Here is a 12,937-nt window from a genome sequence, read left to right on the forward strand (position 1 = left end):
TGCGGGACGGAAGCGGGCGAAGTCAAGCCCGCGGGAGCGGAGGATCGCCCGGTGAAGCAGCTGCAGCGCAAGAACCTGCGCGAACAAGTGCTCGAAGTGGTGCGGCAGGCGATGGTGTCCGGCGAACTGCGCTCCGGCGACATCTATTCGGCCGCCGCGCTCGCGACGCGCCTGGGCGTGTCGAGCAGCCCGGTGCGCGAGGCGTTGCTGACGCTGGTCAACCAGGGCCTCCTGGAACCGGTCCGCAACCGCGGCTACCGGGTCGTCGCGATGACCGAACGCGACCTGGACGAGATCTACGAGATGCGGCTGCTGCTGGAGGTCCCGGCGACGTTGTCCGCCGGCGCGGCCGCCGGCCCCGGCGACCTGGCCCGGCTGGACGGCCTCGCCGCCGACATCGAGTCCGCCGCCGAGGCGGGCGAGGTGGCGCGTTTCCTGGAGGCCGACCGCCGGTTCCACCTGGACCTGCTGGCCCTCGCCGGGAACGAGCGGCTGATCGCCGCGATCGCCACCCTGCGGGACCAGACGCGGTTGTACGGCTTGGACATGCTCGCGGAGCACGGCAGGCTGGCCGATTCGGCGCGGGAACACCGGGAGATGCTGGCGGCGATCGCGGAGCGCGATTGGGTTCGGCTGGAGGGGCAGATCAGGGCGCACCTGAAGCACGTCCGGGCGGAGTGGGCGTCTGGCTGACCGGCCCCATGCGGCGGAGAGGATTCGGTGTGCCTGGCGCGGGCCGAGCGAAACCCCGCAGACTCCGCCGCCTTATTAGGCTAACCTAACTCCATGGGGATCATCTGCGCCGTGCCGGACCTGGAAAACGTGGTGGGCGAACGGCCGCTGCCGGTCATGATGAAGTCGATCGGCCATCTCGACCTGCATTGCCGCGCCCTGCTCGCCCGCAGCCCCGCCGCCGCGCTCGGCTACGTCGACGCCAGTGGCCGGCAGCGGGCCGAGCTGGTCGGCGGGACGCCCGGCTTCGCGAAGGCGGAGACCGAGTCGCAGCTGAAGCTGCCGGTTCCGCCGGACGCCGAGCCGGGCACCGGCGCCGCGCTGCTGGTGCTCCTGCCCGGGTGGCGCGAAACCTTGCGGATCAACGGAACTCTCTCCGAAGACGGCCTCCTCGTCGAGGAGGCGTTCCTCCATTGCGGCAAAGCGGTGATCCGCTCGCACCTGTGGGGACCCGCTCCCGCGCCAGCGGACCCCGACGCCGTCGAGGAAGGTCCGACCCTCGGGCCCGCGGCGGCTGCTTTCCTTGCCGCCGCGCCATTCGCGGTGATCACCTCGCGGGACGGCTCCGGTCTCGCGGACGCCAGCCCCAAGGGCGATCCTCCCGGGGTCGCGCGGATGCTCGGGCCCTCGACGGTGGTGCTCGCCGACCGGCCGGGCAACCGGCGGACCGACACGTTCCACAACGTGGTCGAACGCCCGGAGGCGGCTCTCGTGGCCGTCGTTCCCGGGGACACTCGCACCCTGGAAATCACCGGGACGGCGGTCGTCAGCACGGAATCCGCGCTGCGCGAGTCGATGACCGAGCGCAACCGCACCCCGAAAGCAGTGCTGAAGGTGGAGATCGAGACCGTGCGCCTCGCCGAGAGCACCGCGGTGCGCGACGCCGGATTGTGGGACCCGGCCCGGCACGTCGACCCCGCCGACCTGCCGCGTCCGGCGGCCATCTGGACCGATCACCTCAAGCTGAACGAGACCGCGGGCACCACCGCGGAGCAGGTGCGGGCCGGGGTGACCGAGCGGCTGGTGCGAGCCGGTCTCGACCAGGACTACCGGGAGAATCTGTGACCGTCCGGTTCGGCTGAGAGTGATCGACAACCCGCCGAAGACTACTCAAATGACCGATGTCCGCTCCGGTGATCTCCCGTAGCGTGAAGCGCGCCCAGTCGTCGACGTTGCGAGGTCCGGATGGCTCAAGAACGCATGACAACCGACACCGACGCGGCCGCGAGCGGCCTGCTGCTGAGCGTGGAACCGCTGACCGCCGCGGTCGACCGCGGCAAGGCCAACGGCGCGGTCGCCGACAACGACGGCAACGACTAGCCGTTGACCCGCTCCATGACGGAGATTCCCGGACTGGCCGGCCTCGTGGCACCGCTCGAGGCCGGCCAGTTCTTCGCGGACGTCCTGGGCAAAGCCCCGCGGCGGTTCCCGGGGGAGAAGGGCCGGTTCGCGTCCCTGCTCCCGTGGCCGGAGCTGGACCGGGTGCTGCGCCAGCACCGGCTCGAATTCCCGCGGCTGCGGCTCGCCCTCGACGGCGACGTCGTCCCCGCGCACACCTACACCGAAATGGTCTCGACCCGGCGCAACGGCCTGGTCCCGCGCGTGCTGCCGGCTCCGTTCGCCGAACACCTGCGGGCAGGCGCGACCCTCGTGCTCGACTCGGTCAACGAACTGGCCGGCGAAGTCGGCGAGCTGGCGAGCAGGCTCGAACACGACCTGCGCGAGCGGATCCAGGTCAACCTGTACGCGGGCTGGGGCACCACGCACGGCTTCGACGTGCACTGGGACGACCACGACGCGTTCATCCTCCAGCTTTCCGGGCGGAAGCGGTGGCGCCTGCACGGGGTCACCCGGCCTTCGCCGCTGCAGCGGGACGTCGAACTCCCGGAACGCCCGGAAGGCGAGCCGTACGACGACTTCCTGCTGGAAGACGGCGACGTCCTCTACCTGCCGCGCGGGCATTGGCACGACGTGTCCGCCGTCGGCGAGGAGTCCCTGCACCTGACGATCGGGTTCAACGCAGCCACCGGCGTCGACCTCGTGGCGTGGCTGGCCGACCAGCTGCGGTCCGACGAGCTGTTCCGCGCCGACCTGCCCCGGTTCGCCGGTCCGGACGCGCGGGCCGAGCGCGCCGAAGCGCTGCGCCGCCGGATCGCCGAGCTGACCTCGGGCGACGTGGTCGACCGGTTCCTCGCCGACCGGGACGCCCAGGCACCGGCCCAGACCCGGATCGGCCTGCCGTGGGCGGCGACGGCGGAGCTGCTGCCGCCCGACGACTTCGAGGTCCGATTGCTCGTCCCGCGCGCCGCACTGGCGGACGGCGACGGCACGGTGGCCCTGGTCGGGGCGGGGAAGCGGCTGGTCTTCGCCGAGGCCGCGCGCCCGGTGCTCGCCGCGTTGCTCGGGTGCGGTCCGCAGCCGTTCAAGGTGCTCGCCGACGCCGCGCCGGACTTGCCCCCGGCGACGGTGCGGGCGCTTTTGCGGGAGCTGGTCGTGCAGGGTCTCGTCGCTCGGGCTTGAGCGGAAGTCTTGCCGGGCGGTACCAGAGCTTCGTGGTCCGGGCTTGAGCGGAAGCCTCGCCGGGCCCCGAGCGGCTGGTGCGTTTTCGAAGGGGCGTCCAGAGCCTGGCGGACCGGGCTTGACCTGCGATTCGCCGGGCGTGCCCCGGCGACGGTGCGGGCGTTGTCGCGGAGAAGCTGGTCGTCGGTGGCTTCGCCCCCGGCGCTTGATCCGGGACCGCGCCGGGCATTGCTCGATCGAGTGACGTCGCGCACCGGGGACGGGTCGTGCTGGAAGGGCGCCGCGCGGGGTCAGCTATACTTAGGCATGCCTAAGCCCGACGTGCGGCACCCCGGGCCGGGAATGTGCTTCCCGGGCCAGGGCGCTGCGCCCGGATGCGCCGCCCTGACGCGCGAACTCGGCGGCGAGCCCGCCGGCACCGCCGCGCGGATGACGTCCTGGCTGCTGATCGAGCAGCCGGGGGCGTGGGGCCCGGACGCGCTCGAGGAGGTCTTGGCCTCGGTCTTTCCCGCCGATCGTCTCGACGCCGCGCGCGATGCGGGCCTGCGCCCGCTGTTGATCCGCAAGCCAGGTCGGCACGTGCGGACGCCAGGCGCCCCGCGCGCGGTTTACGTCGCCAGCGGACGGCCCGGCAACCGCTGGACGGAACGGCTCGACGTCGCCGACCTTGCCGAACTCGCGCCTCTCGACCTCGAAGCGGTCGCCGCCGGACGCAGCGGGCACGGCGAACCGGTGTCCGGCCCGCTCTTTCTCGTGTGCACCCACGGCAGCAAGGACATGTGCTGCGCGGTTTTCGGCCGCCCGCTGGCGACCAGCCTCACGCAGAACCACCCCGGGCGGGTGTGGGAAGTCAGCCACGTCGGCGGCGATCGCTGGGCTGGCAACCTCCTGACCGTGCCGGACGGTTATCTGCACGGCAGCCTCGCAGTGCCCGAAGCCGAACTGGCGGCGAAGGAAGCACTCGGCGGGAACGTCCGGTTGGAGAACCTGCGCGGCCGCACCTCCGCGGAGAGCGCGTGGTCGCAGTTCGCCGAAATCGAGATCCGCGGCCGTACCGGACTGCGCGGCCTCGACGCCGTCCTTGCGGTGACGGAGGAAACCCGGGGCGACGTCCGGACCGTGCTGGTCGAGGCGGGCGGACGACGGTACGAAGTGATGGTGCGGCGCACGGCGGCGACGGCCGCCGGGCACAGCCGGTGCACTGCCCGGCTGGTGCTGGCCGGGTTCGTGGCGGAGTCCGTGCGCGAGGTCTGACAGCGGCTTTGCCTGAGGACCTGAAGTACGACATTTCATGCTTCAGGCGCGCCGCAATCGGGGTGCTCAATCGCACGGCGACGGTAATTCCGTTCAGCTGAAAGAAAAACTACCCGACAGTATACTGTGGAACGCAAATGATCCATTGTGGACAGTCCGTCGCGCGACGCCGATGATCATGCTTGCTTCCATGCGCGTGGCCATCGCCCGAACGACCGAGCCGAATGACGTCTAGGCGGATCTTCGCCGCCCGCACCCCGGTCGAAACCTGCCAGCTGCCCGTTGACCGGACCCTCCGCGTCCAGCTATTCTCGAACTACGGAAGAAAACTTCCACAAAGCGAAATTAGCTGATCGAGATGTGAGGAGCCGAGGTACTCATGACCGGTCCCGCCGGGGAGCGGCACTCGCTGCCCTACACCGCCAACCTGTCGATCCTGTTCGCCGAACTCCCGCTGCTCGAGCGCGCGCAGGCCGCTCGGGCAGCGGGCTTCACCAAGGCGGAATACTGGTGGCCGTTCGACAGCGCAGACCCGTCCGAGGCCGACGTCGACCGGTTCGCGCGGTCGGTCGAGCAGGCGGGCGTCCAGCTGACCGGGCTGAACTTCTACGCGGGCGACATGGCCGCGGGCGAGCGCGGGCTCGTGTCGTGGGTCGGCCGCGAGGCGGAGTTCGCGACGAGCCTGACGGTCGCGCTCCGGCTGGCCGAACGGCTCGGCTGCCGCAGCTTCAACGCGCTGTACGGCAACCGGATCGACGGGATCGCACCGTCCGAACAGGACGATCTGGCCCGTGCGCATCTCGCCACCGCGGCGAAAGCGGCCGAGGGCATCGGCGCGCAGCTGGTGCTCGAACCGCTGTCCGGCACCCCGGCGTACCCGCTGAAGACCGCCGCCGACGCGGTCGCGGTGCTCGACGAGCTGGGCCTGGACAACGTCCGGCTGCTCGCGGACCTCTACCACCTGGCGGTCAACGGCGACGACCTCGACACCGTGATCGCCCGCTACACCCCGCGCACCGGGCACGTGCAGATCGCCGACGCGCCGGGCCGGCACCAGCCGGGCACGGGGGAGCTGGATCTCGAAGGACATCTGGAAAAGCTGCAGGCGGCGGGCTACGCCGGTCCGGTGGGCATCGAGTACAAACCGGACGGTTCCACTGTGGACTCGCTGGCCTGGCTGCCGTACGAGCGAAGGGGAAACTGATGAGCAGGATCGGGTTCATCGGACTGGGCGTGATGGGCACGCCGATGGCCGCGCACCTGGCCGCCGCCGGACACGAGGTGAGCGGGTTCGACCTCAACGCCGACGCGCTGGCCAAACTGGAAGCGGCGGGCGGCCGCGCGGCGAGCGACGTCGCCGACGCGGTGTCCGGGGCCGAGGTCGTGATCACCATGCTGCCGAACCACCCGCAGGTCGAGCAGGTCGTGCTCGCGCCGGGCGGCGTGCTCGACACGATCGCGCGCGGCACGCTGCTGGCCGACATGAGCACCATCCGGCCGGAGACGTCGATCGAGGTCGCGAAAGCCGGTGCGGCCAAGGGGATCCGCGTGCTTGACGCCCCGGTCTCCGGCGGCCAGGCCGGAGCCGAACAGGCCGCACTGTCCATTATGGTCGGCGGCGACGAGGCCGATTTCGCCGCGGCGAAGCCGGTTTTCGACACACTCGGCAAGACGGTGGTGCACGTCGGTCCGCACGGCGCGGGCCAGGTCGTGAAGGCGGCCAACCAGCTGGTGGTCGGCGGGATCTACGGGCTGGTCGCCGAGGCGATCGTGCTGCTGGAAGCGTCCGGAGTGGACGCGGGCACCGGGCTCGACGTGCTGGCGGGCGGTCTCGCCGGAAGCCGGATCCTGGAGCTGAAACGGAAGTCGATGGTCGCGCGGCAGTTCGAGCCGGGCTTCCGGATCGACCTGCACCACAAGGACATGGGCATCGCGCTCGCCGCGGCCCGGCAGTCCGGCGTGGCGCTCCCGCTGACCGGCCTGGTCGCGCAGCTGGTCGCGGCCGGGCGAGCGATGGGCTACGGCTCGCTGGACCACTCCGCGCTGCTGAAGGTCGTCGAAGAACTGTCCGGCCGCTCGTCCGAGGAGGTTTGACCATGGCCCGGGTCCCCGCTATGCAGGCAGTCGTCGACGTGCTGGTCGACGAGGGCGTCGACGTCGCTTTCGGCTGCCCAGGAGCGGCGATCCTGCCGCTGTACGACGCGATGCGAGGCCGCGGCATCGACCATCTGGTCGTCCGCCACGAAGAAGGCGCGACGCACATGGCCGACGGCTGGTCGCGCACCACCGGCAACGTCGGCGTCGCGATCGGCACGTCCGGTCCGGCGGGCACGAACATGATCACCGGCCTGTACACCGCGCACGCGGATTCGGTCCCGATCCTGTGCATCACCGGGCAGGCCGCGACGACGAAACTGCACCAGGAAGCGTTCCAGGCGGTCGACATCGTCGAGATCGCCCGGCCGGTCACGAAGTGGGCGGTCCAGGTGAAGGAAGCCGCGCAGCTGCCGTGGATCTTCCGCGAGGCGTTCCGGATCGCGCGGTCCGGACGGCCCGGCCCGGTGCTCATCGACCTGCCGATCGACGTGCAGAAGCAGATGATCGAATGGGATTCCTCGATCGACTCGGCGCTGCCGGTCAGCACGGTCAAACCGTCCCCGGCGCGGGTCGAACGGGCGCTGGACCTGCTGCTCGCCGCCGAACGCCCGCTGATCCTGGCCGGCGGCGGCGTCGTGCTCGGCGAGGCGAGCGACCCGCTGCGGCGGCTCGCGGAACGGCTCGGAGTCCCGGTCGGCGTCACGCTGATGGGCAAGGGCAGTTTCCCCGAGGACCACGAGCTGTTCGCGGGCATGGCGGGCATCCAGACGTCGCAGCGCTGGGCCAACGCCGCGTTCCTCGAATCCGACCTCGTCCTGGCGCTGGGTGCGCGCTTCGGCGACCGGCACACCGGCGAGCTGTCGGTGTACCGCGGCGACCGGAAGTTCATCCACGTCGACATCGAGCCCACGCAGCTGGGCAAGGTGTTCGGCCCGGACCTCGGCGTCGTGTCGGACACCCGGGAGTTCCTGGAAGCGCTGCTGGCGGCTCTCGACGCGCGCACCGCTCCGGCGCGGGACCGCGCGTGGGTCAAGCGGCTCGGCGACCTCAAAGCGGAGCTGCTCCGCAAGGAGGACTTCGACTGCACTCCGATCAAGGCGCCGCGGGTGTTCAAGGAACTCAACGAGTTCTACGGTCCCGAGACGTATTTCGTGACGGCGATCGGGCTGTACCAGATCTGGTCCGGGCAGTTCCAGCGCGCGCACCTGCCGCGGCACTACCAGGTGTGCGGCCAGGCCGGCCCGCTCGGCTGGGAGATCCCGGCCGCGATCGGCGTCAAGAAGGCCCGTCCGGACGCCGAGGTCGTCGGCGTGGTCGGCGACTACTCGTTCCAGTTCCTGGTGGAGGAGCTGGCGGTCGCCGCGCAGTACGACGTCGGGTTCGTGCTGGTCATGCTCAACAACGAGTACCTGGGCCTGATCCGCCAGTCCGAGCTGCCGTACGAGATGAACTACCAGGTCGACATCCACTACGACGACCGCGGCACGGACAACGTGAAGATCATGGAGGCCTACGGCTGCTCGGGCACGCGCGTCGAGGACCCGGGCGAGATCCGGTCGTCACTCGAATGGGCGCGGAAGGAAGCCGAACGCACCCGGCGGCCGGTGCTGGTCGAGATCATGATCGAACGCGAGGGCAACGCCGCGATGGGCGCCGCACTGGACGCGGTGCGCGAGTTCGAAGCGGCCGACTGACGGCGACCGGGCCGGGGCCTTCGTGCTCCGGCCCGGTTTCTGGTGCTAGCGCACGGGAACCAGGCCCGCCAGGGACGCGAGCGCCTCGGCGTCGCGGGTCCCCGGCGTCGCGTGGAAGACCACCAGCTGCAGCGACGTCGGGCCGGGGATGTCGAGTTTGTCGCTGTGCAGGTTCATCTCTCCGGCCTTCGGGTGCCGGAAGCGGACGAGGTGGCCGGTGCGCGGTCTGACGTCGTGCCGGGCCCAGAGCTCCCGGAAGTGTTCGCTGCGGGCGGCGAGGCCGGCGATCAGTTCGCTCGCTGCGGGGTCGGCGATGCCGGGGCCGAGCGCGGCGCGCAGGCCGGCGACGCCGTCGGCCGCCGTCTGGTCCCAGTCGCGGCGGAGTTCTCGTTCGGCCGGGTCGAGGAAGAGAGCGGCGAGGAGGTTCCGGCCGGCCGCGTAGTGGGGCGAAAGCGCCGCGGCGACCGGGTTCGCGGCGAGGACATTGGTCAGGCGGTCCTGGACGTACGCCGGATTCGCCGTCCAGGCGGAGATCAGCTCGGCGATGCTCGCGGGCACATGCGGCTCGGCTTGGCCGGCCGGGAGCGGGCCCGCGAGCTGGTGCACATGCTGCCGGGAGGGTTCGTCCAGGCCGAGTGCCCGGGCCAGCGCGTCGAGCACTTGTGCCGACGGGTTCTGGTCGCGTCCCTGTTCCAGCCGGATGTAGTAGTCGCTGCTGATTCCGGCCAGGAGCGCGAGTTCTTCGCGGCGCAGTCCTCGCACGCGGCGCCGGCCGTTGTCCGGCAGCCCGACGTCGGCGGGGGAGATCCGCTCGCGGCGGGCGCGGAGGAAGTCGCCGAGGAGGTTGTCCACGAGGACAGTTTATTCGATTCATTGAGTGCTGTACTGTTGCGGCTGTGCTGATCTCAGAGACCCGAGAGCTGGCGCTTGCCCGCCTTGGCCGGGCGCTGGCGGATCCGACGCGCTGCCGGATCCTCGTGGCGCTGCTGGACGGTGTCGTGTATCCGGCGCAGCTGGCTTCGCGGCTGGGGTTGAGCAGGTCGAATGTCTCGAACCATCTCGCTTGCCTGCGCGGGTGCGGGCTGGTGATCGCGACCTACGAGGGGCGGCAGGTCCGGTACGCGATCGCCGATCCGCATCTCGCGCACGCGTTGTCGGAGCTGACCCAGGTGGTTCTGGCTGTCGCGCCGACGGATGCGTGTGCCGAGGAGACTCGGGCAGCGCGATGACGGATTGCTGCTCGGGTTGCCAGTCGGAGCCGCCGGTGGACAGCCGCGGCGTCCCTTCGCGTCCGGATGCCGCCCGGCGGGCGGTCTTGCACCGGCGAGTGCGATGGCTGGTCGCCGGGACCATCACGTACAACGTGGTCGAAGCGATCGTCGCGGTCTCGGCCGGGACGATCGCTTCCTCGTCCGCGCTCGTCGCCTTTGGGCTCGACTCGGTGGCTGAGGTGCTGTCCGCCGTCGCGGTGGCGTGGCAGTTCGCCAGCGCGGATCCGGAGCGCCGGGAGCGGGCCGCGTTGCGGGTGATCGCGGTGTCGTTCTTCCTGCTGGCGGCTTATGTGACGGTCGATTCGGTGCGGTCGCTGTTCGGCAGCGAGGCTTCGCATTCGACAGTCGGGATCGTGCTTGCCGCAGTGTCTTTGGTGGTGATGCCGGTGCTTTCGGGTGCGCAGCGCCGAGCCGGCCGGGAACTCGGCTCCGCGAGCGCGGTCGCCGACTCGAAGCAGACGCTTCTCTGCACCTACCTCTCCGGAGTCCTGCTGGTCGGGCTGCTGGTGAACGCCGTGTTCGGCTGGTACTGGGCGGATCCCGTCGCGGCGTTGGTGATCGCCGCGGTCGCGGTCCGCGAGGGGCTCGAGGCCTGGCGGGGCGAGCACTGCTGCTGATCGCGGGCCAGGTGTCGCTGGATGGCGCGCAAAGCCATGGCCATCGCGACGAATACGCCGATCAGCAGCAGCGGGGCAGCTAGGTCGCTCACCTGGGGGCCTTTCTCCGGTGGTTCGTTCAGGTCGGCTGAGCATGACCTGGTGCGGGGCCGGATTTCGCCGGTGCTCACGCTTCCTTGACTGCACTCCGGCCGATGTTGATGCCGTTCCCGCCGTCCGCCGATGCGGACACGTGTCCGGTAAGCTGTTCGGACACGTGTCCGGTTATGCCTGAGGGGTGAAAAAATGTCTGTTCTGACTGGGAAAGTCGTCGCGATCACCGGGGCGAGCAGCGGAATCGGCGAGGCGACCGCCCGGTTGCTCGCCGCACGGGGCGCGGCGGTGGTCCTGGGCGCGCGCCGCGAGGACCGGCTCGACGCGCTGGTGAAGGAAATCCGCGACGGCGGCGGCCGGGCGGTCGCGTGTGCCACCGACGTGACCCGGCGCGCGGACCTGGACCGGCTCGTGCAGCGGGCAGTCGAGGAGTTCGGCAAGCTGGACGTGCTGGTGGGCAACGCCGGGGTCGCCAAACTGGGGCCGGTGGCGGACGGGGACGTCGACGGCTGGTCCGCGATGATCGACGTGAACGTTCGCGGCGTGCTGCACGGGATCGCGGCCGCGCTGCCGGTTTTCCGCCGGCAGGGGCGGGGGCATCTGGTGACGACGGTGTCGACGTCCGGGCTGAAGATCGTGCCGGGGCAGGCGGTATACGCGGGGACGAAGAACGCGGTGCGGACGATTCTGGAAGCGCTCCGGCAGGAGTCCACGGACGGAGTGGTCCGGACGACGTCGGTGTCGCCCGGGTTCGTCCGGACGGAGCTGGCGGATTCGATCGACGATCCGGCGGAGCGGGAGCAGGTCCGGTGCCGGGTCGAGGAGTTCGCGCTGGCTCCGGAGGCGGTGGCGCGGGCGATCGCGTTCGCGGTCGAGCAGCCGGACGAGGTGGAGATCGGGGACATCACGATTCGGCCGGCTGTGCAGAATTAGCGGCGGGGTGGAAGTTTCGGCGTGATTCGTGCTGTTCGGGGGTTCTGGGGTGTGCTGGTTCGGCCGGTGCTTGGTGCCGGTGTGCGGGCGGCGGTCTCGCGTCGCTGGTCTGGGCTGTGCGGTCGGTTTGCAGGGGGAATTCGCGGGGGTGTGGGGTCAGGTTTGGCGTGGCCGTTGCCGTCGGAAGCCCGGTGTGGCGGGGAATTGCCGTTGGGTTCGGTAGCCCAGGCTGTTCCCCGCCCGCCGGTTCCCGAACTTCGGTGGGGCGGCCTGGTTCGGGTGGGGTTCAGAGGCAGGGCGGCTGGTAGCCGTCGATGAGGAGTTCGCGGAAGTCGAGGGTGTTGGGGGTCTTGCCGACGAACACCAGGCCGCGGGCTTCGCTCAGCGCGGAGGTGAACGAGTACTGCGGCTGGCCCAGTTCGGGGAGCCAGGTCCAGGCGTCGGGGTCGAAGGGGAAGTACTTGCGGACCAGCTGGCCGCCCGTCGAGGGGATGCGGGTGAGCCATTTGTCGCCGCCGCTCCAGTGGGAGGCGGGGCGCAACTGGACGTAGAGGTCGTCGTCGGCGCGGTAGGTCAGCCAGAATCCGGCGGAATGGCTCAGGTCGGCCTGGGCGTCGAACTGGTTGCCCAGCCAGACGACGGCCACGTGCCATTCGTTGTTCAGGAAGGCGATCTTCGCGGCGTAGTCGTCGCCTTCCGGGACGAGGAGGCTCCCGGTGGCCGGGACGGTCGTGCCTTCGCCGCTGGCCAGCCATTTCTGCAGCCGGTTGATCGACGGGGTGCTGCATTCGTCGTGCACGCTGGCACCGGCGGGTCCGGGAGGTGCGGCCTGTGCGGCCGGCGCGGAGAGCGGAGCCAGCAGCAGTACGGAAATCGCGGCGAGGACTGGGATTCCGGCCTTGGTCCGGCGAGATGCGGGCATGATTCGGAAGCTACCAGGGGGTTTTCCGTTCTGTCAGGGCCGATAGTCGGCTTCTGGGTTGCGGACTGCGCGGTGGTATGGACCTTTGTAGGAAAGGACCAGACCACTTGCGGAGGTGGTGCGGGCGAGGGGAATCGTGGGAGCGCTCGCCCGTGCCGCCGTGCCGCCGTGCCGCCGTGCCGCCGTGCCGCCGTGCCGCCGTGCCGCCGTGCCGCCGTGCCGCCGTGCCGCCGTGCCGCCGGAGAGACGGCGGAGGTGGCGACACGAGCCGTCGGGTCGACGGTCGGGCAGACGTGTTCATCGCGGACCGAGGTGCACGGCGGTGCACCGCGATCCGCGACTGAACGAGAACGCGGCTTGCCCCAGCCAGGATTCGGCTGCCGCGCGGGACTCGCCAAGCCAGCCACCGGCCGTTGGCAGGCGGACGCGATCCCGCGGCGCTACGGTGCACGATCGTCGAGCCCCATGCCGAGGTGCGTGGCTCGTCGGCCCTCGCACCGCACGGCACCGCCCATCAGACGCGGTGCCGTGCCGTAGGCGACAGGCAGTCAGGATGCCGTGGCGCGCGGCCGGTCGTGCCTGGGACCGCACGGCACCGACACTCAGGCGCGACAAGCGGCGCGTCCGACCAGCGTCCCGACGTGGCGGCGCGCGGCTGGTCAGGCGTGACTAGTTACCGCAGATGCCGCTCGCCATGAACGGCATGGGGAGGGCATCCTCGTCCGTGCCGTGCCGTGCCGTGCCGTGCCGTGCCGTGCCGTGCCGTGCCGTGCCGTGCCGTGCCGTGCCGTGCCGTGCCGTGCC

The 12,937-nt window shown here is 70.8% G+C and carries 12 protein-coding genes; 10 read left to right on the forward strand and 2 right to left on the reverse strand.

Going from position 1 to position 12,937, the window contains the following annotated elements:
* Positions 1-51: 51 nt before the first annotated feature.
* The 7 genes from ACWGIC_RS32145 to gcl all read left to right on the forward strand — a co-directional run bounded on the left by ACWGIC_RS32145 (position 52) and on the right by gcl (position 8,297).
* A complete protein-coding gene (locus tag ACWGIC_RS32145; RefSeq protein ID WP_452079650.1) occupies positions 52-693 on the forward strand; it encodes a GntR family transcriptional regulator in 642 nt (213 codons plus the stop codon).
* Between the two features lie 93 nt (positions 694-786).
* On the forward strand, positions 787-1,797 hold the full coding sequence (locus ACWGIC_RS32150) for a pyridoxamine 5'-phosphate oxidase family protein (protein WP_452079651.1): 1,011 nt from the start codon (positions 787-789) through the stop codon (positions 1,795-1,797).
* Positions 1,798-2,067: 270 nt separating this feature from the next.
* Positions 2,068-3,252, forward strand: coding sequence for a cupin domain-containing protein (locus tag ACWGIC_RS32155; protein WP_452079652.1), 1,185 nt, complete (start codon positions 2,068-2,070; stop codon positions 3,250-3,252).
* 306 nt (positions 3,253-3,558) lie between these two features.
* The gene (locus ACWGIC_RS32160; RefSeq protein ID WP_452079653.1) at positions 3,559-4,506 is read left to right on the forward strand and encodes a sucrase ferredoxin; all 948 of its coding nucleotides are present in this window, start codon (positions 3,559-3,561) and stop codon (positions 4,504-4,506) included.
* 379 nt (positions 4,507-4,885) lie between these two features.
* Positions 4,886-5,710, forward strand: coding sequence for a hydroxypyruvate isomerase family protein (locus ACWGIC_RS32165; protein ID WP_452079654.1), 825 nt, complete (start codon positions 4,886-4,888; stop codon positions 5,708-5,710).
* Positions 5,710-6,600, forward strand: coding sequence for a 2-hydroxy-3-oxopropionate reductase (locus tag ACWGIC_RS32170; protein ID WP_452079655.1), 891 nt, complete (start codon positions 5,710-5,712; stop codon positions 6,598-6,600). Before ACWGIC_RS32165 ends, ACWGIC_RS32170 begins: the two co-directional genes overlap by 1 nt.
* 2 nt (positions 6,601-6,602) lie before the next feature.
* Positions 6,603-8,297: a glyoxylate carboligase gene (gcl, locus tag ACWGIC_RS32175; RefSeq protein WP_452079656.1), complete on the forward strand. Its 1,695-nt coding sequence runs from the start codon at positions 6,603-6,605 to the stop codon at positions 8,295-8,297.
* 45 nt (positions 8,298-8,342) lie between these two features.
* Here gcl and ACWGIC_RS32180 read toward each other — a convergent pair whose 3' ends face one another.
* Positions 8,343-9,149: a helix-turn-helix domain-containing protein gene (locus ACWGIC_RS32180; protein WP_452079657.1), complete on the reverse strand. Its 807-nt coding sequence runs from the start codon at positions 9,147-9,149 to the stop codon at positions 8,343-8,345.
* A gap of 44 nt (positions 9,150-9,193) precedes the next feature.
* On the opposite strand from ACWGIC_RS32180, the gene cmtR reads away from it, so the two are divergent.
* The 3 genes from cmtR to ACWGIC_RS32195 all read left to right on the forward strand — a co-directional run bounded on the left by cmtR (position 9,194) and on the right by ACWGIC_RS32195 (position 11,211).
* A complete protein-coding gene (gene cmtR / locus ACWGIC_RS32185; protein WP_452079658.1) occupies positions 9,194-9,526 on the forward strand; it encodes a Cd(II)/Pb(II)-sensing metalloregulatory transcriptional regulator CmtR in 333 nt (110 codons plus the stop codon).
* Entirely contained in the window at positions 9,523-10,185 is a 663-nt protein-coding gene (locus tag ACWGIC_RS32190) for a cation transporter (protein WP_452079659.1), read from the forward strand. The genes cmtR and ACWGIC_RS32190 overlap by 4 nt, the downstream gene beginning before the upstream one ends.
* Before the next feature lie 285 nt (positions 10,186-10,470).
* Entirely contained in the window at positions 10,471-11,211 is a 741-nt protein-coding gene (locus ACWGIC_RS32195; protein WP_452079660.1) for an SDR family oxidoreductase, read from the forward strand.
* A gap of 286 nt (positions 11,212-11,497) precedes the next feature.
* On the opposite strand, the gene ACWGIC_RS32200 is transcribed toward ACWGIC_RS32195, so the two are convergent.
* A complete protein-coding gene (locus tag ACWGIC_RS32200) occupies positions 11,498-12,133 on the reverse strand; it encodes a hypothetical protein (protein ID WP_452079661.1) in 636 nt (211 codons plus the stop codon).
* Between the last annotated feature and the right edge of the window lie 804 nt (positions 12,134-12,937).

This window comes from Amycolatopsis sp. NPDC054798, assembly GCF_053611505.1.

Coding starts and splice junctions, on each gene's coding strand:
- ACWGIC_RS32195 (WP_452079660.1), top strand. CDS start 10,471: ATGTCTGTTCTGACTGGGAAAGTCGTCGCGATCACCGGGGCGAGCAGC.
- ACWGIC_RS32190 (WP_452079659.1), top strand. CDS start 9,523: ATGACGGATTGCTGCTCGGGTTGCCAGTCGGAGCCGCCGGTGGACAGC.
- ACWGIC_RS32170 (WP_452079655.1), top strand. CDS start 5,710: ATGAGCAGGATCGGGTTCATCGGACTGGGCGTGATGGGCACGCCGATG.
- ACWGIC_RS32165 (WP_452079654.1), top strand. CDS start 4,886: ATGACCGGTCCCGCCGGGGAGCGGCACTCGCTGCCCTACACCGCCAAC.
- ACWGIC_RS32155 (WP_452079652.1), top strand. CDS start 2,068: ATGACGGAGATTCCCGGACTGGCCGGCCTCGTGGCACCGCTCGAGGCC.
- ACWGIC_RS32160 (WP_452079653.1), top strand. CDS start 3,559: ATGCCTAAGCCCGACGTGCGGCACCCCGGGCCGGGAATGTGCTTCCCG.
- gcl (WP_452079656.1), top strand. CDS start 6,603: ATGGCCCGGGTCCCCGCTATGCAGGCAGTCGTCGACGTGCTGGTCGAC.
- ACWGIC_RS32200 (WP_452079661.1), bottom strand. CDS start 12,133: ATGCCCGCATCTCGCCGGACCAAGGCCGGAATCCCAGTCCTCGCCGCG.
- ACWGIC_RS32150 (WP_452079651.1), top strand. CDS start 787: ATGGGGATCATCTGCGCCGTGCCGGACCTGGAAAACGTGGTGGGCGAA.